The 18,201-nt window shown below is 72.5% G+C and carries 19 protein-coding genes; 11 read left to right on the top strand and 8 right to left on the bottom strand.

Going from position 1 to position 18,201, the window contains the following annotated elements:
- Positions 1 to 175 precede the first annotated feature (175 nt).
- From IE241_RS22165 to moaA, 3 genes are all read left to right on the top strand, one after another.
- On the top strand, positions 176 to 463 hold the full coding sequence (locus IE241_RS22165; RefSeq protein WP_373300741.1) for a DUF485 domain-containing protein: 288 nt from the start codon (positions 176 to 178) through the stop codon (positions 461 to 463).
- Entirely contained in the window at positions 460 to 2,106 is a 1,647-nt protein-coding gene (locus tag IE241_RS22160; RefSeq protein WP_190023557.1) for a monocarboxylic acid transporter, read from the top strand. Before IE241_RS22165 ends, IE241_RS22160 begins: the two co-directional genes overlap by 4 nt.
- Before the next feature lie 188 nt (positions 2,107 to 2,294).
- Entirely contained in the window at positions 2,295 to 3,284 is a 990-nt protein-coding gene (moaA, locus tag IE241_RS22155; protein WP_229899643.1) for a GTP 3',8-cyclase MoaA, read from the top strand.
- Positions 3,285 to 3,310: 26 nt separating this feature from the next.
- Here moaA and IE241_RS22150 read toward each other — a convergent pair whose 3' ends face one another.
- On the bottom strand, positions 3,311 to 3,535 hold the full coding sequence (locus tag IE241_RS22150; RefSeq protein ID WP_190023555.1) for a hypothetical protein: 225 nt from the start codon (positions 3,533 to 3,535) through the stop codon (positions 3,311 to 3,313).
- Between the two features lie 215 nt (positions 3,536 to 3,750).
- Positions 3,751 to 4,125, bottom strand: coding sequence for a DUF3099 domain-containing protein (locus tag IE241_RS22145; RefSeq protein ID WP_190023803.1), 375 nt, complete (start codon positions 4,123 to 4,125; stop codon positions 3,751 to 3,753).
- Between the two features lie 230 nt (positions 4,126 to 4,355).
- Here IE241_RS22145 and IE241_RS22140 point away from each other — a divergent pair, with 230 nt between their 5' ends.
- The gene (locus IE241_RS22140) at positions 4,356 to 4,646 is read left to right on the top strand and encodes a GlsB/YeaQ/YmgE family stress response membrane protein (protein WP_190023554.1); all 291 of its coding nucleotides are present in this window, start codon (positions 4,356 to 4,358) and stop codon (positions 4,644 to 4,646) included.
- Positions 4,647 to 4,812: 166 nt separating this feature from the next.
- Here the strand turns inward: IE241_RS22140 and tyrS are convergent, their stop codons facing one another.
- From tyrS to IE241_RS22125, 3 genes are all read right to left on the bottom strand, one after another.
- Positions 4,813 to 6,213: a tyrosine--tRNA ligase gene (gene tyrS, locus IE241_RS22135; protein ID WP_190023553.1), complete on the bottom strand. Its 1,401-nt coding sequence runs from the start codon at positions 6,211 to 6,213 to the stop codon at positions 4,813 to 4,815.
- 147 nt (positions 6,214 to 6,360) lie between these two features.
- Positions 6,361 to 7,752, bottom strand: coding sequence for a metallopeptidase TldD-related protein (locus IE241_RS22130; RefSeq protein ID WP_190023552.1), 1,392 nt, complete (start codon positions 7,750 to 7,752; stop codon positions 6,361 to 6,363).
- An 82-nt stretch (positions 7,753 to 7,834) separates the two neighbouring features.
- Positions 7,835 to 9,358: a TldD/PmbA family protein gene (locus IE241_RS22125; RefSeq protein WP_190023551.1), complete on the bottom strand. Its 1,524-nt coding sequence runs from the start codon at positions 9,356 to 9,358 to the stop codon at positions 7,835 to 7,837.
- A 287-nt stretch (positions 9,359 to 9,645) separates the two neighbouring features.
- Here IE241_RS22125 and fabG point away from each other — a divergent pair, with 287 nt between their 5' ends.
- The 3 genes from fabG to IE241_RS22110 all read left to right on the top strand — a co-directional run bounded on the left by fabG (position 9,646) and on the right by IE241_RS22110 (position 11,758).
- Positions 9,646 to 10,365: a 3-oxoacyl-[acyl-carrier-protein] reductase gene (fabG, locus tag IE241_RS22120; RefSeq protein WP_190023550.1), complete on the top strand. Its 720-nt coding sequence runs from the start codon at positions 9,646 to 9,648 to the stop codon at positions 10,363 to 10,365.
- A gap of 5 nt (positions 10,366 to 10,370) precedes the next feature.
- Positions 10,371 to 11,141, top strand: a complete 771-nt coding sequence (fabI, locus tag IE241_RS22115) for an enoyl-ACP reductase FabI (protein ID WP_190023549.1) — start codon at positions 10,371 to 10,373, stop codon at positions 11,139 to 11,141.
- Between the two features lie 221 nt (positions 11,142 to 11,362).
- Positions 11,363 to 11,758 (top strand): hypothetical protein, encoded by a 396-nt coding sequence (locus IE241_RS22110; protein WP_190023548.1) that lies wholly within the window; start codon positions 11,363 to 11,365, stop codon positions 11,756 to 11,758.
- 33 nt (positions 11,759 to 11,791) lie between these two features.
- Here the strand turns inward: IE241_RS22110 and IE241_RS22105 are convergent, their stop codons facing one another.
- On the bottom strand, positions 11,792 to 12,475 hold the full coding sequence (locus IE241_RS22105) for a FadR/GntR family transcriptional regulator (protein WP_190023547.1): 684 nt from the start codon (positions 12,473 to 12,475) through the stop codon (positions 11,792 to 11,794).
- A gap of 43 nt (positions 12,476 to 12,518) precedes the next feature.
- Here IE241_RS22105 and IE241_RS22100 point away from each other — a divergent pair, with 43 nt between their 5' ends.
- The 4 genes from IE241_RS22100 (at position 12,519) to IE241_RS22090 (ending at position 15,047) form a co-directional block, all read left to right on the top strand.
- Positions 12,519 to 13,796, top strand: a complete 1,278-nt coding sequence (locus IE241_RS22100) for a CynX/NimT family MFS transporter (RefSeq protein WP_190023546.1) — start codon at positions 12,519 to 12,521, stop codon at positions 13,794 to 13,796.
- Positions 13,797 to 13,890: 94 nt separating this feature from the next.
- On the top strand, positions 13,891 to 14,010 hold the full coding sequence (locus IE241_RS34660; RefSeq protein ID WP_268254421.1) for an SGM_5486 family transporter-associated protein: 120 nt from the start codon (positions 13,891 to 13,893) through the stop codon (positions 14,008 to 14,010).
- A gap of 219 nt (positions 14,011 to 14,229) precedes the next feature.
- Entirely contained in the window at positions 14,230 to 14,442 is a 213-nt protein-coding gene (locus tag IE241_RS22095; protein WP_190023545.1) for a hypothetical protein, read from the top strand.
- 86 nt (positions 14,443 to 14,528) lie between these two features.
- The gene (locus IE241_RS22090) at positions 14,529 to 15,047 is read left to right on the top strand and encodes a SixA phosphatase family protein (RefSeq protein ID WP_190023544.1); all 519 of its coding nucleotides are present in this window, start codon (positions 14,529 to 14,531) and stop codon (positions 15,045 to 15,047) included.
- A gap of 126 nt (positions 15,048 to 15,173) precedes the next feature.
- Here the strand turns inward: IE241_RS22090 and serB are convergent, their stop codons facing one another.
- Both serB and IE241_RS22080 read right to left on the bottom strand, forming a co-directional pair.
- Positions 15,174 to 16,406 carry a phosphoserine phosphatase SerB gene (serB, locus tag IE241_RS22085; RefSeq protein WP_190023543.1) on the bottom strand — a complete coding sequence of 411 codons (1,233 nt, stop codon included), beginning with the start codon at positions 16,404 to 16,406 and terminating at the stop codon, positions 15,174 to 15,176.
- A gap of 93 nt (positions 16,407 to 16,499) precedes the next feature.
- Positions 16,500 to 18,170 (bottom strand): streptophobe family protein, encoded by a 1,671-nt coding sequence (locus IE241_RS22080; protein WP_190023542.1) that lies wholly within the window; start codon positions 18,168 to 18,170, stop codon positions 16,500 to 16,502.
- Positions 18,171 to 18,201 lie beyond the last annotated feature (31 nt).

Here is an 18,201-nt window from a genome sequence, read left to right as displayed (position 1 = left end):
CTGCCTCTACGATGCGTGATCCGGATCACAAGCCATCGGCTCGCGCCTCACACCCCCCTTGTCAGGAGAGACCGTGGACACCGCACCAACCACCACACAGGGGCCGGACGAGCCCGACGACCCAGAAACCGCCGCAGCCGCCCCGCCGGCGGCCGGGAACGATCGTTTCAGCACGGTGCAGTCGAGCGCCGAGTTCGGTGAACTGCGCCGCGCACAGCGTTCGTTCGCCTTTCCGCTCACCATCGCCTTCGTCTCCTGGTACCTGCTGTACGTCCTGCTCTCGAACTACGCGGGCGACTTCATGGGCACCACGGTCGTGGGCAACGTCAACGTGGCGTTCGTCTTCGGGCTGGCCCAGTTCCTCACCACCTTCCTGATCGCCTGGTGGTACTCGCGGCACGCGGCCGCGAAGCTCGACCCCAGGGCCGAGGCCCTGCGGGCCCGTCTGGAAGCGGGGGAATGACCGGTATGACCAGTGCCCTGCAGTCGGGCCTCCCGCTCGCGGCCGGCGCCGCGAGCGAGCACCGCACCTTGATCATCACGCTTTTCTCCGTCTTCGTCGCCGCCACCCTCGCCATCACCGTCTGGGCCGGACGGCAGACCAAGGACGCCACCGACTTCTACGCCGGCGGCCGCTCCTTCACCGGCTTCCAGAACGGCCTCGCCATCTCCGGCGACTACATGTCCGCCGCGTCCTTCCTCGGCATCGCGGGTGCCATCTCCCTCTTCGGCTACGACGGATTCCTCTACTCCATCGGCTTCCTCGTCGCCTGGCTGGTCGCCCTGCTGCTCGTCGCCGAACCGCTGCGCAACTCCGGCCGCTTCACCATGGCCGACGCACTCGCCTACCGGCTCAAGCAGCGGCCCGTCCGGACCGCCGCCGGCACCTCCACCATCGTCGTCTCGATCTTCTACCTGCTCGCGCAGATGATCGGCGCGGGCGCGCTCGTGGCGCTGCTGCTCGGGGCCTCGGGCGAGGGCTCGCGGCGCTGGATCATCGGCCTGGTCGGCCTGGTGATGGTCCTCTACGTGACCATCGGCGGGATGAAGGGCACCACGTGGGTGCAGATCGTCAAGGCGGTCCTGCTCATCCTGGGCACCATGCTGATCACCGTCCTCGTGCTCAACAAGGTCGGCTGGAACATCTCCACGCTGCTCGGGCGCGCCGCCGAGGAGAGCGGCAAGGGCAAGGCCTTCCTCGAACCGGGCCTGCAGTACGGCAAGGACGGCACCACCAAGCTCAACTTCATCTCGCTCGGCCTCGCCCTCGTCCTGGGCACCGCCGGCCTGCCGCACATCCTCATCCGCTTCTACACGGTGCCCACCGCCAAGGCCGCCCGTAAGTCCGTGAACTGGGCCATCGGCATCATCGGCGCCTTCTATCTGATGACCATCGCCCTGGGTTTCGGCGCCGCCGCCCTGGTCGGCTCGAAGTCGATCACCGCCTCGGACCCCTCGGGGAACACCGCGGCCCCGCTGCTCGCCCGGGAGGTCGGCGGCGGCGCCGGCTCCACCGGCGGCGCGGTCCTCCTCGCCGTGATCTCCGCCGTCGCCTTCGCGACGATCCTCGCGGTGGTCGCGGGGCTCACGCTCGCCTCCTCGGCGTCCTTCGCGCACGACCTGTGGGCCAACGTCATCCGCAAGGGAAAGACCAGCGAGAAGGAGGAGCTGCTCACCGCCAAGATCGCCGCCGTCGTCATCGGCGCGATCGCCATCGCCCTGAGCATCTTCGCCCACCGGCTGAACGCCGCCGCCGTCGTGGCCCTCGCCTTCGCTGTCGCGGCCTCCGCCAACCTCCCCACCATCCTCTACAGCCTCTTCTGGAAGCGCTTCACCACCCAGGGGGCCCTGTGGTCGATCTACGGCGGGCTGATCTCCTCCGTGGGCCTGGTGATCTTCTCCCCGGTCGTCTCCGGCAACGAGAAGGCGCTCTTCCCCGGGATGAGCTTCGACTACTTCCCGCTCGGCAACCCCGGCCTGGTCTCCATCCCGCTCGGCTTCCTGCTGGGCTGGCTGGGTTCGCTGCTGTCCAAGCCGCAGCCGGAGGCGGACGCGAAGTACGCGGAGCTCGAGGTCCGCTCCCTCACGGGCTACGGCGCGCACTGACGCACTGACGACTGACGTACTGACGCGTGGCGCACCGGCGCTCCGCCGCCGCGCCGCCGCGCCGGACGGGCTGACGAAGCCCGTCCGGCGTTCGCATGCCAGGCTCCGGCAGGACCCGCCGCCCCCGCCCATCACGTACGCTGCGGACAGCGAACGAACGTTCAAGTCCAGTCAGCCGGAGGCGCAGCGTGCTCATCGACACCTACGGTCGCGTCGCCACCGACCTCCGTGTCTCCCTGACCGACCGCTGCAACCTGCGCTGCACCTACTGCATGCCCGAAGAGGGCCTGCAGTGGCTCGCCAAGCCGGACCTGCTCACCGACGACGAGATCGTCCGCCTGGTCCGCATCGCCGTGACCACCCTCGGCGTCGACGAGATCCGCTTCACCGGCGGCGAGCCCCTGCTGCGTCCCGGCCTCGTCTCCCTCGTCGAGCGCTGCGCAGCCCTGCGGCCGCGCCCCCGGATCTCCCTCACCACCAACGGCATCGGCCTCGCGCGCACCGCGGCCGCCCTCGCGGACGCAGGCCTGGACCGGGTCAACGTCTCCCTCGACACCCTGCGCCCCGACGTCTTTCAGAAGCTGACCCGCCGCAAGCGCCACCAGGACGTCCTCGACGGCCTCGCCGCGGCCCACGCCGCCGGCCTCGCACCCGTCAAGATCAATACCGTGCTGATGCCCGGCCTCAACGACGACGAGGCCCCCGACCTGCTGTCCTGGGCCCTCGACCACGGCTACGAACTGCGCTTCATCGAGCAGATGCCGCTCGACGCCCAGCACGGCTGGCGCCGCGACGGCATGATCACCGCGGCGGACATCCTGGCGAGCCTGGGCACCCGCTTCGCCCTCACCCCCGAGGGCGCGGACGAGCGCGGCGCCGCCCCGGCCGAACGCTGGCTCGTCGACGGCGGTCCCGGCCGCGTCGGCGTCATCGCCTCCGTCACCCGCCCCTTCTGCGGCGCCTGCGACCGCACCCGCCTCACCGCCGACGGGCAGATCCGCAACTGCCTCTTCGCGCGCGAGGAGTCCGACCTGCGGGCGGCGCTGCGCTCCGGGGCGACGGACGAGGAGATAGCCGGGCGGTGGAAGCAGGCGATGTGGGGGAAGAAGGCGGGGTCGGGCCTGGACGACCCGTCCTTCCTGCAGCCGCAGCGGCCCATGTCGGCGATCGGGGGCTGAGCCCCGCCGGAGCCCAGGACCGCGTCCTACGGCCGCGGAGAGGCCTCCCACTCCGCCAGCGTCACCACGTCCTTCAGGAAGCCCCGCAGGCCGAGGAAGTTGGACAGGTGCTCGCGGTGCTCGTCGCACGCGAGCCACGTCTTGCGGCGGTCGGGGGTGTGCAGCTTGGGGTTGTTCCACGCCAGCACCCACACGGCGGGGGCGCGGCAGCCCTTGGCGGAACAGATCACGGCGTCATCGGGGGAATTCACACCCCTGACTCTACGAACCGCGTGCAGACACGGCGACGCCGGGCAGCCACGGGGGGAGCCGCCCGGCGTCGGTCTGTCGCTCCGACGGGGGATGCGGAGCGCTTAGGAAGTATGTCACGGGGTGCCCGGCGCGCGGCACTGAAACCACATGATTGATCTGAGGTTTTCTTGAGCTTTGCGGAACGCGCCCTTGCCCGCCGCGCCCCCGCGGGGCATCAGCCGTGGTCACGCCCTTGATCGCCCTCGGGGCCACGGGTGGCCTCCGGGACGGATTCCGCCGTCCCCTCGCCGGGCCCGGGCAGCAGCACCGGCCGCGTCGCTGCCGGTATGAACGTGCCGGGGAGCGAAGGGGCGTTCTCCCGGCCCGCGTTGGCGATCACGACCGCCACGTAGGGCAGCAGGGCACCCAGGATCAGCGTGCCCACCGCCACATAGCGCTCGACGTTCCACAGCACCACGGTGAGCACCACCGACAGGGTGCGGATCCCCATCGAGATGACGTAGCGGCGCTGGCGGCCGCGCACATCCTCGGCCAGCCCCTGACGGGCGCCGGTGATCCTGAAGACCGCCGCCCCGCCCTGCTTCCGCATCACGTTCCACCACCTGATCCACCGCGCCCGCACGCCCTGAGGCGGGACACCCTCCACGTTACGCCGCGTGGCCGCCGGGTACGAGAGCGGGTCCCCCGCCGTCCCCGCTCCGACCTGCGGCTGCGTACGCCACGGCCGCACCGTGGCGGACGGGCCGCTCCGGCGTGCGCCGTACGGACAGTGGCCCCAGAATGGCGGGGCACGGCACATCGCGCCGCTGAGGAGGCGACATGAGCTGGTTGTGGGCCATCATCGTCGGACTTGTCCTGGGTCTGATCGCCAAGGCGATCCTGCCGGGCAAACAGCAGATCCCGCTCTGGCTGACGATCATCCTGGGCATGATCGGCAGCCTGCTCGGCAACTGGGCGGCCACCGGGCTCGGCATCAACGAGACCAAGGGCATCGACTGGGGCCGGCACTTGCTGCAGCTGGCGGGAGCGGTCCTCGTGGTCGCCGTCGGCGACCGGCTGTGGGTCGCCGTACGCGGCGGCAACAGAAGCGGCGGGAGACACGCGGCGTAGCGGCCGGGCGCGACGGCGCGTGGCGTACGGCACGTGGCGTACGGCGCGGGGTCGGCGCGGGTCGGCGTGGGGCCGTGACGGCACGGGACGTAAAACGCCTCGGGGCGGCCCGTGCGCGAGATGCGCACGGGCCGCCCCGAGCCCGTAGTCCCCGGCGGCGGAGCCGCTACCGAAGCTCCGCGATCTTCCGCCCGGCCTTCAGGTAGACCTTCCCGGCCCCGGCGACCTTGGCGACCGTCTCCGTCACGACCTCGCCCAGCGGGCGGATCGCATCGGCCTCGGCCAGCACGACGGCCTCCTGGCCGCCGTCCGTCTCGACCACGAGGCGCAGGCCGTTCTGCTTGGCGACCCGGCGGGCCGCCGAGGCGGACGGCTGGAAGCCCAGGACCTGGCTGAGCACGGCCGTCGCCGGCGAGGCGCCGTGCTCCGAGAGCTCCACCACGGGCGTCTCCACGTCGGAGAAGCTCTTCTTCGAGAACTGCGCGACGAACCCGGCGCGGGCCGCCATCGCCGCCTCGATCCCGTACAGCGCGGTCACGACCTCACCCGCGAGGATCTTCTTCAGATCCATCGGGTGCAGCGAGCGCTCCTCGACCCGGGACAGCGCGCGGGCGATCTCCTCGTCCGTCCACTCGGTCCAGGCCTTCAGGTACGGCTCCATCAGCCGGTCCGGGACCGACATGATCTTGCCGAAGACATCGTCGGCGGGAGCCGACAGGCCCACGTAGTTGCCCTTGGACTTGGACATCTTCGCGCCGGTGCCGTCCGTGCCCTCGATCAGCGGCATGGTGACGACGAGCTGCGGCCGCTGGCCCTTCAGCTCCATGAGCTTGCGGCCCATCTGCAGGTTCAGCAGCTGGTCGGCGCCGCCCAGCTCCACGTCGCAGTCCAGCGCGACCGAGTCCAGGCCCTGGGCGATCGGGTACAGCAGCTCCGACATCGTCAGGCCCGAGCCGGCCGCCAGGCGGTTGCGGAAGTCCTCACGCTGCAGCAGCTGCGAGACCGGCACCTGCGAGAGCAGACCGAGCAGCTCCGGGAAGGTGTACGGGGCCAGCCAGGTGCTGTTCTGGACGAACGTGACCTTCTCGAAGTCGAAGAACGGGCGGACCTGCTCGCGGTAGCCCGCGAGGTTCTTCGCGATGTCGTCGTCGGTCAGCGGCGGGCGCTCGGCCGTACGGCCCGTCGGGTCACCGATCTTGGCCGTGAAGTCACCGATGAGGAGGGTGACGTCGTGGCCCATGCGCTGGAAGCGGCTGAGGATGATCATCGGCACGGCGTGGCCCAGGTGGACGTCGGCCGCGGTCGGGTCGATGCCCAGCTTGAGGTGCAGGCCCTTGCCCGCCGCGCGGCGCTCCTCGATGCGCTCGGCCAGCTTCTCCACGCCCGGGAGCACCTCGACGGTGCGGGCGGCGATCAGCTCGGCCTGCTCCTTCGCCGACAGATCCGTCAGATCGAGATAGCGCCGCGAGCCCGTCTCCTGGAGCAGCCGCTGGACGGTCTGGTCGGAGGAGAGGTCCTGCGCGAGGAGCTCACCGGCGCGGGCGACGGATTCGCCGAGGCGTGTCATGACATTCCTGGGGATCGATGGGACGGATGAGAAACGGGTGGAGAAGAAAAGGGACGCATACGGAAGACGTATGCGAGCGGGGGACAGGTGGACGCGGACCAGTCTATTCGGCCCGGTGCCGCGTCCCGGCTGTCACACCCCCGGAGGTCACACCCCCCGGCTGACGGAGCTCATGTTGAAGTCCGGCACGCGCAGGGAGGGCATCGCGGCCCGGGTGAAGTAGTCGCCCCACTCGCGCGGCAGCGTCGGCTCGGTGCGGCCCGCCTCGGTGGCGCGCGAGAGCAGCGACACCGGGGACTCGTTGAAGCGGAAGTTGTTGACCTCGCCGACGACCTCGCCGTTCTCCACGAGATAGACGCCGTCCCGGGTCAGCCCCGTCAGCAGCAGCGACGCGGGGTCGACCTCGCGGATGTACCACAGAGAGGTCAGCAGCAGACCGCGCTCGGTGGCCGCGACCATCTCGTCGAGGGAGGTGGTGCCGCCCGCGTCCAGGATGAGGTTGTCCACGAGCGGGGTGACCGGCAGGTCCGTGAGCCCGGCGCTGTGCCGCGTGGTGACCAGGTGCTCCAGCACGCCGTCGCGGATCCAGTCCGTCGGGCCGAGCGGCAGGCCGTTGTCGAAGACCGACGCGTCGTCCCCCGAGGCCGTCGTGAGCACGAACGGCGCGCACTCCAGGCCCGCGGCGTGCGGGTCGCTGCGCAGCGACAGCGGCAGCGGGGACAGCTTCTCCCCGACCCGGGTGCCGCCGCCCGTCTTCGAGAAGACCGTCCGGCCCTCGGCGGCGTCACGGGCGGCCGCCGACCACATCTGGTAGACGAGCAGGTCCGCGACGGCCGTCGGCGGCAGCAGCGTCTCGTACCGCCCGGCCGGCAGCTCGACCTTCCGCCCGGCCCACGCCAGGCGCTGCGCCAGCTCGGCGTCCAGGGCCTGCGGGTCGACGTCGGTGAAGTCACGCGTGGCCCGGCCCGCCCACGCGGAACGGGTGCCGTCCGGCGACTTGGCGTTGAGCTCCAGGGACCCGGTCGGCTGGTCGTGGCGCAGCCGCAGCCCGGTGGACGTGCCGAGGTAGTACGAGGAGACCTCGTGCAGGGCGAAGCCGTAGAGCTCGCGGCCCTGGGAGCGGGCACCGGCGAAGGACTCGCCGAGCGCGGGCGCGAAGCCGTCGAAGACCGCGGAGGAGGTCTCGGCCGGCGGGGCGGTGAAGTCGGGGGAGTGCGGCACGCCCGACACCAGCGGCTGGGCGTCCTCGGCGGGCCCGGCCTCGCGCGCGGCGGCCTCGGCGGCCCGCACCAGCGGCTCCAGCTCCGCGGCCGTGACCGCCGACCGGGAGACGACGCCCGAGGCGGTGCCTTCCGCGCCGTCCACGGTGGCGATCACGGTGACGGTGCGGCCGCGGGTGACGCCGTTGGTGGTGAGCGCGTTGCGCGCCCAGCGGAGGTTGGCGGTGGAGCGCTCGCCGGCGATCACCATGCAGCCGTCGGAGCGGGACAGCTCCAGGGCGCGCTCGACGATCTCGTGCGGCTTGTTACGAGGGCTCACTGACCCGCCTCCTCAGTGGTATTGAGGCTGTGCTTTTCCGGGGGGCAACCCCCGGACCCCCGGCCGATGCCGTGGTGACCGCTCACTGACCCGCCTCCTCGGTCGTGTTCAGGATGTTGACGTTCTCGAAGAGGGCCGAGGGGCAGCCGTGGGAGACGGCCGCGACCTGCCCGGGCTGGGCCTTGCCGCAGTTGAACGCGCCGCCCAGGACGTACGTCTGCGGCCCGCCGACGGCACTCATCGAGCCCCAGAAGTCCGTGGTCGTGGCCTGGTAGGCGACGTCGCGCAGCTGCCCCGCCAGGCGGCCGTTCTCGATCCGGAAGAAGCGCTGCCCGGTGAACTGGAAGTTGTACCTCTGCATGTCGATCGACCACGAGCGGTCGCCGACCACATAGATCCCGCGCTCCACGCCGGAGATCATCTCCTCCGTCGACGGCCCGCCGGGCGCCGGCTGCAGGGAGACGTTGGCCATCCGCTGGACCGGCACGTGGGACGGGGAGTCGGCGAACGCGCAGCCGTTGGAGCGCTCGAAGCCGGTGAGCTTCGCGATGCGCCGGTCCAGCTGGTAGCCGACGAGGACGCCGTCCTTGACGAGGTCCCAGGACTGGGCCGCGACGCCCTCGTCGTCGTAGCCGATGGTCGCGAGACCGTGCTCGGCGGTGCGGTCGCCGGTCACGTTCATCAGCTCCGAGCCGTACTTCAGCGAGCCCAGCTTGTCGAACGTCGCGAAGGACGTGCCCGCGTACGCCGCCTCGTAGCCCAGCGCGCGGTCCAGCTCGGTGGCGTGGCCGATCGACTCGTGGATCGTCAGCCACAGGTTGGACGGGTCGACCACCAGGTCGTACGAGCCCGCCTCGACGCTCGGGGCGTGCATCTTCTCGGCCAGCAGCGCGGGGATCTCCGCCAGCTCGGCGTCCCAGTCCCAGCCGGTGCCCGTCAGGTACTCCCAGCCGCGGCCCGCCGGGGGCGCGATCGTGCGCATCGCGTCGAAGCCGCCGGTGACGGGGTCGACCGCGACCGCCGTCAGCTGCGGGTGCAGCCGGACGCGCTGCTGGGTGGTGGCCGTGCCCGCCGAGTCGGCGTAGAACTTGTTCTCCTGGACGGTCAGCAGCGAGGCGTCCGCGTGCGCCACCCCGTCCGCCGCCAGCAGCCGCGAGCTCCAGTCCGCGAGCAGCGCGCTCTTCTCGGCGTCCGGCACGTCGAAGGGGTTGATCTCGTAGGACGACACCCAGGTCCGCTCGGCGTGCACCGGCTCGTCCGCCAGCTCCACCCTCTCGTCGGACCCTGCCGCCGCGATCACCTTCGCCGACAGCCGCGCCATCGCGACCGCCTGCCCGGCCACCCGTGCCGCCGCGTCCATCGTCAGCTCGACGCCCGCCGCGAAGCCCCAGCTCCCGCCGTGCACCACCCGCACCGCATACCCCAGGTCGGTGGTGTCCGAGGTGCCGGCCGGGCGGGCGTCCCTCAGCCGCCAGGAGGCGCTGCGTACGCGCTCCAGGCGGAAGTCCGCATGGTCGGCCCCCAGCGCGCGGGCGCGCGCGAGGGCCGCGTCGGCGAGTTGCCGCAGCGGCAGCGCGAGGAACGACTCGTCGATTTCATGTGGCACGGATGGCCTCCCCTAGGCGTGCGATGTCTCCCGAAGACGCAGTGAATCACGCTCCGCCGCCCATGGTCCCGGGCTTTTGCGCAGATCAGGGGCAGATCGGGGAATGCCCCCCGCACGGGTCCGGACGGGCCTTACGGCTCCGTTTTCTGTAGGGACCCCACAGGGTCCGCCATGCGCTCCTGTTAGGGGCGGGCTGCACGTCAGAGGCCGCGGCCCGATAGTTTTCGTACGGTACAGACGACCAATGGCAGCCAGCCGGCAGCCACACGTGAAGGAAGGGTGGTCCTTTGAGCCGCTCGGTTCTGGTCACCGGAGGAAACCGGGGCATCGGCCTCTCCATCGCCCGCGCCTTCGCGGAGGCGGGCGACAAGGTCGCCTTCACCTACCGCTCGGGAGAGCCGCCGGCCGCCCTCCTGGACCTGGGGTGCCTCCCCGTGAAGTGCGACATCACGGACCCCGAGCAGGTCGATCAGGCCTACAAGGAGATCGAGGAGAAGCAGGGCGCGGTCGAGGTGCTGGTGGCCAACGCCGGCGTCACCCGCGACCAGCTGCTGCTGCGCATGTCGGAGGAGGACTTCACCTCCGTCGTCGACACCAACCTCACCGGCACCTTCCGGGTCGTCAAGCGGGCTTCGAAGGGCATGCTGCGCGCCCGCAAGGGCCGCATCGTGCTGATCTCCTCCGTGGTGGGCCTGCTGGGCTCCGCGGGCCAGGCCAACTACGCCGCCTCCAAGGCCGGCCTGGTGGGCTTCGCCCGCTCGATCGCCCGTGAGCTGGGCTCCCGGAACATCACCTGTAACGTCGTCGCCCCCGGCTTCGTCGACACCGACATGACCCGCGTGCTCACCGACGAGCAGCGCGAGGGCATCACCAAGCAGGTTCCGCTCGCGCGCTACGCGCAGCCCGAGGAGATCGCCGCCTCGGTCCGCTTCCTCGCCTCCGACGAGGCCGCATACATCACTGGAGCCGTCATTCCTGTCGACGGCGGATTGGGCATGGGTCACTGAACGTCATGAGTGGAATCCTTGCAGGCAAGCGCATCCTGGTCACCGGCGTCCTCACCGAGTCGTCGATCGCCTTCCAGGCCGCCAAGGTCGCCCAGAACGAGGGCGCCGAGGTCATCCTGACCGGCTTCGGCCGGCTCTCCCTGGTCGAGCGGATCGCCAAGCGGCTGCCGAAGCCCGCGCCGGTCATCGAGCTGGACGTCACCAACCAGGAGCACCTCGACGGTCTCGCCGACAAGGTCCGCGAGCACCTCGGCGACGACGTGCCCCTCGACGGCATCGTGCACTCCATCGCCTTCGGCCCCCAGGGCGCCTTCAACTTCCTGGAGGGCACCTGGGAGGACGTCTCCACGGCCGTGCAGGTCTCGGCGTACTCCTACAAGTCGCTGACCATGGCCCTGCTGCCGCTGATGCGCGAGGGCGGCTCGGTCGTCGGCCTGACCTTCGACGCGCAGATCGCCTGGCCGAAGTACGACTGGATGGGCGTGGCCAAGGCCGCCCTGGAGTCCACCAACCGTTACCTCGCGCGCGACCTGGGCCCCAAGGGCATCCGCTGCAACCTGGTCTCCGCCGGCCCCCTCAAGTCGATGGCCGCCAAGTCCATCCCGGGCTTCGAGGAGCTCGCGGACGTGTGGAACCACCGCGCCCCCATCGGCTGGGACCTGGCCGACCCGGAGCCGGCCGGCCGCGGCGTCGTCGGCCTGCTGTCGGACTTCTTCCCGCGCACCACGGGCGAGATCGTCCACGTGGACGGCGGCGTGCACATGATGGGCGCCTAGTCGCCCTGTAGGGGCGCGGGGAACTGCGCGACCAGCCACGGACGGTCCGCAGCCGGCACTCATGCTTATCGCCCCGCCCGGGGGCGGTCACATGATGGACGCCCCCACCCCGAAGCGCACGCCCGGTGCCCGTTCCGTTACGCCGGAACGGGCACCGGGCTTTTCCGGCTCGTGCGCCGGAGCCCGCCCCCGCACACTGAAGGGCGGGAGGAGGTACGCGCATGAGCTCTCCGCTCCGCCGCACCACGGCCCTGCTGTTCGCGGCCGCGGCCCTGGCCGGCTCGATCGCCCCGGTGTCCCCGGCGGCGGCCGCCGCCCAGGCTGCCCCGGTCGCCCAGGCTGCCCCGGTCGCCCCGGTCGCCCCGGTCGCCCCGCCCACCCCCCGGCACGCCGAGTGCCGCACCCGCGTCCACGGCTCCCACGCCACCGCCCACTGCTTCAACGGCAACGCCACCACCGACCGCGTCCAGCTGCACATCGAGTGCGTGCGCTGGTGGGACCCGGACATGGACACCGCGCAGGCCACCGTCGGCCCCGCCGGGCACGTCACCCTCAGCCAGCGCTGCTGGCTCGGCATACGCAAGGCGTGGGTGACCCACAGACCCGGACCTGGCTGAGGCCGCCGGACCCGGCTGGGCCCGCCCGGCGCGTCAGCCGCGCGCTTGCGACACACCCCGGCAGCCGAAGGGATACGTGCTCGCCTCCGCGCCCGCGGTCTCCTCGTCCCCCTGCTCGATGGCCGCGACCAGCCGCCCGTGGTCCACGAGCCCCTCGGGGTGCAGCGCCGTCCCCACGCCGGCCCGCAGGAACTCGCGCATCACCCCGCCGAGGTCCGCGTACACCTCGGACATCACCTCGTTGTGCGCGGCGGAGACGACGGCCGCGTGCAGCGTGGCGTCCGCCTCCACGAACCGCTCGGCGTCGCCCGAGCGCCACGCCTCCTCGCGCCGCTCCAGCAGGGCGGCCAGCTGCACCAGGTCCTGCTCGGTGCGCCGGCGGGCCGCGAGCCGGGCGGCCGACGCCTCCAGGGCGCTACGGAGCTCCGCCACGTGCTGGGGGTCGGCGTCGGCGAAGCGGCGGTTCATCACGCCCGCCAGCTCGCTGGTCGCGACGACGTAGGTGCCGGAGCCCTGCCGGATGTCCAGCAGGCCGTTGTGCGCGAGGGCGCGCACGGCCTCGCGCACGGTGTTGCGCGCGACGCCGAGCTGCTCGACCAGCTCCGGCTCGGTGGGGATGCGCGAGCCGACGGGCCACTCACCGGACGTGATCTGGGCGCGCAGCCCGGCGATGACCTGGTCGACGAGGCGGGAGCGCTTGGGCGAATTCAGTGGCATCGACAGCCTCCATTCATCCTATGATTCTATCTATGATGTCGTCATGGCATCCACGGCAGACGAAGACCTGAGAGCGGCCGAGACCGCCACCGCCGATCCGGCCGATCCAGCCGGGCCACGGCAGAGCCCGGGGTCCGCGTGGCCGGCCCGGCTCCTGGTCGCCGGGCTCGTCCTCGCCGCCCTCAACCTCCGCCCCGCCGTGACGAGCCTCGGCGCGCTGCTGAAGGAGGTCCGCGCCGACCTCGGCATGAGCGGCACCGTGGCCGGCCTGCTGACGTCCGTGCCCGCGTTCTGCTTCGCCGTCTTCGGCCTCGCCGCACCCCGGCTGGCCCGCCGCTTCGGCCCCGCAGCCGTCGTCTGCGCCGGCATGGCGGCGATAGCCGCCGGTCTCGCCCTGCGGCCGTACGCGGGCGGCGTCCCCGGCTTCCTCGCCCTGAGCGTGCTCGCGCTCGCCGGTATCGCCGTCAGCAACGTCCTGATGCCGCTGGTCGTCAGGCGCTGGTTCCCCGACCGCGTCGGCCCGATGACCGGCGTGTACTCCATGGCCATCGCCGCGGGCGCCGCGGGTGCCGCCGCCGTCACCGTGCCGCTCGCCGACGCGATGGGCCACAGCTGGCGGCTCGGCCTCGGCTCGTGGGGCCTGCTCGCCGCCGCGGCCGCACTGCTGTGGCTGGTGACCGCCCGCCGCGGCCGTACGGGCAGCGGCGCCGCCCCCGCAGCCGCAGCGCAGGACGGCCCCCGCACCAGCATCACGCGCAGCCCGACCGCCTGGGCGCTCGGCATCTTCTTCGGCATCCAGGCCACCGGTGCCTACATCGTCATGGGCTGGATGCCGGCGATCTTCCGCGACGCCGGGGTGTCCGCCTCCACCGCGGGTGTCCTGAGCGCCGTCACGATGCTGACGGGCATCCCCCTCGCCTTCGTGCTGCCGCGCCTTGCCGCCCGCCTGCCGCACCAGGGCGTCCTGGTCGCCACCCTCGCCTGCTTCGGGCTGGCCGGTTACACCGGGCTGTGGCTGGCTCCGGCCGGCGGCGCCTGGGCCTGGGCCGTGCTGCTCGGCGTGTCCAACAGCTCCTTCACGCTCGCCCTGACGCTGATCGGCATGCGCGCCCGCACGGGCGGCGGCGTGGTGCGGCTGTCGGCCTTCGCCCAGAGCACCGGCTACCTGATCTCGATCCCCGGCCCGCTGCTCGTGGGGTGGCTCAACGAGCGCACCGGCGGGTGGGACGTGCCGATCGCCCTCATGGCCGCGCTGATGGTGCCTCAGGTGGTGGCGGGCGTGCTGGCCGGGCGCGCCCGCACCGTGGAGGACGAGCTCTGACGGCGGGGCCCTACAGCGGGCTCCGACCACGAGTTCTGCCGACGGGCTCGGACCCGGACGCGGCCGCGGGTGCGCGGGGTGGGAGACTGGTCGCATGCAGCCTGTGCTCGATCCTCACCCCAAGAACGGTCAGAAGACCCTGCTGACGATCCTCGGCGCGATGCTGGGCATCACGGTCGTCATCTCGGTCATTGCGACGGTCTTCTCTCCCTGACCTCCTCTGACCTCCCTGACCTCTCCCCCTGACCGCGGCCCTTTTCCGGTCTGCTTCCGGTCTGCCTCCAGGCGATGGTGGGGCTAACCCCCCGTCCCCTAGGGGGGCCAGGTCAGGGGCAAGTGGGTGGTCCACCGGATGGGAGCGGGCTCCCGTTCTCCGTAGGTTCGTAGTACACCGCGACGCGGCGGTGCACCGAACGACTCGGAGGCGATCCCCATGCGCGCCGGTACGAAAGCCCGGACTCCCGGCACCGTGCAGACGCGGCTGCCCTGGTGGGCCCTCGCGCTCGCCGCCGCGGCCTTCACCGTCTTCTGCACCCTGCTGGCCGCTCCCGCCACGGCGGACCCCGGTCCGGATCCCGCCGCCTCGGGCGCCGTCGAGCGGGTGGTCGCCTTCGTCCGGCTCGCGCTGGGCCAGGAGGCGCCGTGAGGGCAGGTGGGGCGCGTGCGCCGCTTCGGGTGCAACCCTCCCAACACCCCGCGCCTCGCCGTTGGTTTCGTGCGAAGCTGGACGGCATGAGCTCCGAACCGACCCGCAGGATCGTCATCCTCCGGCACGCCAAAGCCGAATGGTCCGACGGCGACGACCACGAACGCCCCCTCGCCGACCGCGGCCGCAAGGACGCCCCGGTCGCAGGCCGCTGGCTCGCCGGTTCCGGCATCACCCCTGAGCTGGCCCTCTGCTCCACCTCCGCCCGCACCCGCGAGACGTGGAAGCTCGCCGTCTCCGAGCTGCCCGAGCGCCCCCGGACGGTCTACGAGGACCGGATGTACGAGGCCTCGCTCGGCGAGCTGATCGCCGTGCTCAACGAGGTCTCCGACGAGGTCCAGGACCTCATCGTGATCGGGCACAACCCCGGCATGCACGCCCTGGCCGACGCCCTCGCGGGCGAGTCCGACGGCGATCTGCTGCCGCGGATGAACCGCACCGGGTTCCCCACCTCCGCCATCGCGGTGCTCGCCTTCACCGGATCGTGGAAGGCCGTCGAGCACGGCGTCGGCCGGCTGGTCGCCTTCTGGGCGCCCCACGCGTAGCGCCCGTCCGGCGGATGAGACGCCCGCATCGATTCCGGCCGCCGCTCACTCCGCCGGACCCTCGCCGTCGCGGACCTCGCAGCCGTGGTGCCACCGGCGCCGGCAGGCACAGAGATCCGCCGGAGGCTACTCGTGGGTGTTCGCCGCCTCGACCTCTTCGCGGGTGACACCCAGCAGGTAGAGCACCGTGTCCAGGAACGGGACGTTCACGGCCGTGTGCGCCGCCTGGCGCACCACCGGCTTGGCGTTGAAGGCCACGCCCAGCCCCGCCGCATTGAGCATGTCGAGGTCGTTCGCGCCGTCGCCGATGGCCACGGTCTGCGCGAGCGGCACCCCCGCCTCGGCGGCGAACCGCCGCAGCAGCCGGGCCTTGCCCGCCCGGTCCACGATCTCGCCGGTCACCCGCCCGGTCAGCCGGCCGTCGACGATCTCCAGGGTGTTCGCCGAGGCGAAGTCCAGCCCGAGCCGCTCCTGCAGGTCGTCGGTGACCTGGGTGAACCCGCCGGAGACCACGCCCACCTGATAGCCGAGCCGCTTGAGCGTGCGGATCAGCGTCCGGGCGCCCGGCGTCAGCCGCACCTCCGCCCGCACCTTGTCCACGACGGACTCGTCCAGGCCCGCCAGCAGCGCCACCCGGGCGTGCAGCGACTCCTCGAAGTCCAGCTCGCCGCGCATCGCCCGCGCGGTCACCTCCGCGACCTCGGCCTCGCAGCCCGCGTGCGCCGCGAACAGCTCGATGACCTCGTCCTGGATCAGCGTGGAGTCGACGTCCATCACGATCAGCCGCTGGGCCCGCCGCTGCAGACCCGCCGCCACGACCGCCACGTCGACCCCACGCTCGTGCGCCTCCAGGGCGAGTGCGGTGCGCAGCGCCTCGGTCTCCGTGCCGGACACCGCGAATTCCACGGCGGTCACGGGGTACTTGGCGAGGCGGAAGATGCGGTCGATGTTGCCGCCCGTGCCGGTGATCCGCGCCGCGATGGCGGCCGTCGACTCGGCGGTGAGCGGGTGGCCCAGCACCGTGACGTGGGAACGGCCGGTGCCGCGCGGGCGGTTGTCGCCCCGGCCTGAGATGATCTCGGCCTGCATGTGCATCGACTCGGCCCAGCTGTGCACCGTGGCGCGCAGCTCGCCCTCGCCGTGCCCGCCGCCCTCCGGCGCCGTCACCAGCGCGCACAGCGTGATCCGACCCCGGGTGACGACCTGCTCGATGTCGACGACGTCGACGGCGTACGCGGCGAGCGTGTCGAACAGGCCGGCGGTGATGCCCGGCCGGTCCTTCCCGAAGATCTTGACGAGGAGAGTCGGCTCGTCGTCGCCGGGGACGGGGGTGGCAGTCGAGGTCTGCGATGCACTCATGGTCCTCTTACCGTATCGGGCCCCACGCGCGATACGTACAGGTGTCCCGGGGAGCGGACGGCGAAGACACGGCCTACGCCGCGTGAACCGCGGTCAACGCTGCCATGGCGGCGGCCCGGGCGGCGGAGGCGGCGGTTCCTCCGGCGGCGGCGCCCCGTAGCGGTATCCGCTGCTCCGGGGGCGCCGGGGCGGCGGCAGCGGCCGGCCCGTCTGCGTCGGAGCGCTGGAGGGGTCGTCGGGCCGCGGGCCGAAGAGCGGGCGCTTGTACGGGTTGGTGTCGTCCCGTGCGGGGCGCCGGTAGGGGTTGGCGTCGTCCTGCCCGGGCGGCCCCGGCGAGGGACGGTACGGCCCGGGCGGCGCCGCCCCGGCGGGGTGGGCCGCAGCGGCGGTCTCCGGGCGCCCGAAGGCCGCCGCCCGCCGCCCCGCCGTGCCGGTCGCACACGCGAGGAGGCCTCCGACCGCACCGGCGGCGGCGCCCCACGCGGCGCCGAGGGCCAGCGCCATCGGGGCGTTGCCGCGCAGCTCCAGGCCCGCCCCGAAGGCGTCGAAGCCCAGCACCGACAGGCTGGCGTCCGCCTTCACCCGGGTCGCGAGCACCAGCAGCGGCAGGGCCAGGGCCGTGGCCGTGCCCAGTGCCACGGCGCAGCGCGCGGCGAACGCCGTGGGGCCCAGGCCCTCCCGCGGCGCACGGACCGCGGTGAGCACCCCGACGCCCAGCATCATCAGCGCACAGGCCACGGCCAGCAGCCACACCGTCCCCTCCAGCTCCGCCAGCCGCCCCAGCGTGACCGGCTCATCGGCCCGCGCGCTGAGCAGCTCGTCCAGCGGGGAGGGCAGCACCTTGGTCAGTGCGCCCGTGGCCGTACCGCGCCAGGAGACGAAGAGCCCCAGCGGCACTGCGAGGAACACCCCGTTGGGCGCCCCGAGCAGCGCGGCGCCGAGCACCCGCTTGGGCTGGTCGTCGCCCGAGGCCGCGTACGCCGCGGCGGCCAGGCCCGCCGCCACCGCGAGCACCAGCACCGTGCACAGCGCCGAGACCGCCGGGCGCAGCCCCCGGTGCAGCGCCTGCCAGCCGCGGGGGAGCGGTGCCCGGCGCGCGCCCAGCACCGCGATCAGCAGGACGCCCAGGACCCAGGCGGCGCCCCCGAGCAGCGAGGGCCCGGTCCGCACGCTGAAGCCGACGGCGGCCTTGGCGTCGGCCAGGCCGGCGAGCCGGTCCGGCAGCCCGCCCGCGATGTCCCCGATGTCGCCGACCCCCGGGATCACCAGCTTGGGGCCGCCCCCGCCCCCGCCTCCGCCCAGGCCCAGGCTGCTGCCGTCGAGGGTGATCGAGTCCTCCCCGGCCCAGGCGAGGCCGCCGAGCAGGAAGAGGAAGAGTACGACCACCGTGGCGGCCCGGGCCGCAAGCTCTCCGGCGCCGATCGTGGCACCGGCCTTGCGCAACGATCGTGCAAAGATCATTCCCAGCAACAGGGCGCCCGCCAGGCTCACTCCCAGTGGCGCGATATCGATGGCAGTGTGCGCCCCGGCGCCCTTCAGGCCGAATGCTTCAATATCGCCCGAAGGCGTGAGTGATCCGCCTACGGCGAGCACGACGGCGGCCGCGGTCATCGGCCCCAGCGCGCCCGCCGTATCCGCGCCGAGCAGATGCAGCCCGAGCGCCGCAATCCCCGCCATGGCCAGAAAAGACCAGCTCACAGCCGCAATCGAAGTCAGCAACAGCTCCGCCGGACGCACTGCGCGCCCGCCCCCGTCCACGGTCATCACGGCCCCCCGTGCCGGTCTGCAGCCGGGC

Origin of the sequence: Streptomyces hiroshimensis (assembly GCF_014650335.1) — a bacterium.
In the GTDB taxonomy this organism is placed as follows: Bacteria; Actinomycetota; Actinomycetes; order Streptomycetales; family Streptomycetaceae; genus Streptomyces; species Streptomyces hiroshimensis.
The sequence above is the reverse complement of the archived record's forward strand: the minus strand, read 5'-3'. Positions and strand labels throughout refer to the sequence as shown.

Bases quoted from the DNA above. Each gene is read 5' to 3' on its own strand.
- IE241_RS22105 (WP_190023547.1), bottom strand. From the start codon at position 12,475: ATGCCACTGAATTCGCCCAAGCGCTCCCGCCTCGTCGACCAGGTCATC.
- IE241_RS22145 (WP_190023803.1), bottom strand. From the start codon at position 4,125: ATGCGGAAGCAGGGCGGGGCGGCGGTCTTCAGGATCACCGGCGCCCGT.
- IE241_RS22160 (WP_190023557.1), top strand. From the start codon at position 460: ATGACCGGTATGACCAGTGCCCTGCAGTCGGGCCTCCCGCTCGCGGCC.
- tyrS (WP_190023553.1), bottom strand. From the start codon at position 6,213: ATGACACGCCTCGGCGAATCCGTCGCCCGCGCCGGTGAGCTCCTCGCG.
- IE241_RS34660 (WP_268254421.1), top strand. From the start codon at position 13,891: ATGCAGCCTGTGCTCGATCCTCACCCCAAGAACGGTCAGAAGACCCTG.
- IE241_RS22095 (WP_190023545.1), top strand. From the start codon at position 14,230: ATGCGCGCCGGTACGAAAGCCCGGACTCCCGGCACCGTGCAGACGCGG.
- serB (WP_190023543.1), bottom strand. From the start codon at position 16,406: ATGAGTGCATCGCAGACCTCGACTGCCACCCCCGTCCCCGGCGACGAC.
- IE241_RS22100 (WP_190023546.1), top strand. From the start codon at position 12,519: ATGGCATCCACGGCAGACGAAGACCTGAGAGCGGCCGAGACCGCCACC.
- IE241_RS22140 (WP_190023554.1), top strand. From the start codon at position 4,356: ATGAGCTGGTTGTGGGCCATCATCGTCGGACTTGTCCTGGGTCTGATC.
- IE241_RS22090 (WP_190023544.1), top strand. From the start codon at position 14,529: ATGAGCTCCGAACCGACCCGCAGGATCGTCATCCTCCGGCACGCCAAA.
- fabI (WP_190023549.1), top strand. From the start codon at position 10,371: ATGAGTGGAATCCTTGCAGGCAAGCGCATCCTGGTCACCGGCGTCCTC.
- IE241_RS22080 (WP_190023542.1), bottom strand. From the start codon at position 18,170: ATGACCGTGGACGGGGGCGGGCGCGCAGTGCGTCCGGCGGAGCTGTTG.
- IE241_RS22110 (WP_190023548.1), top strand. From the start codon at position 11,363: ATGAGCTCTCCGCTCCGCCGCACCACGGCCCTGCTGTTCGCGGCCGCG.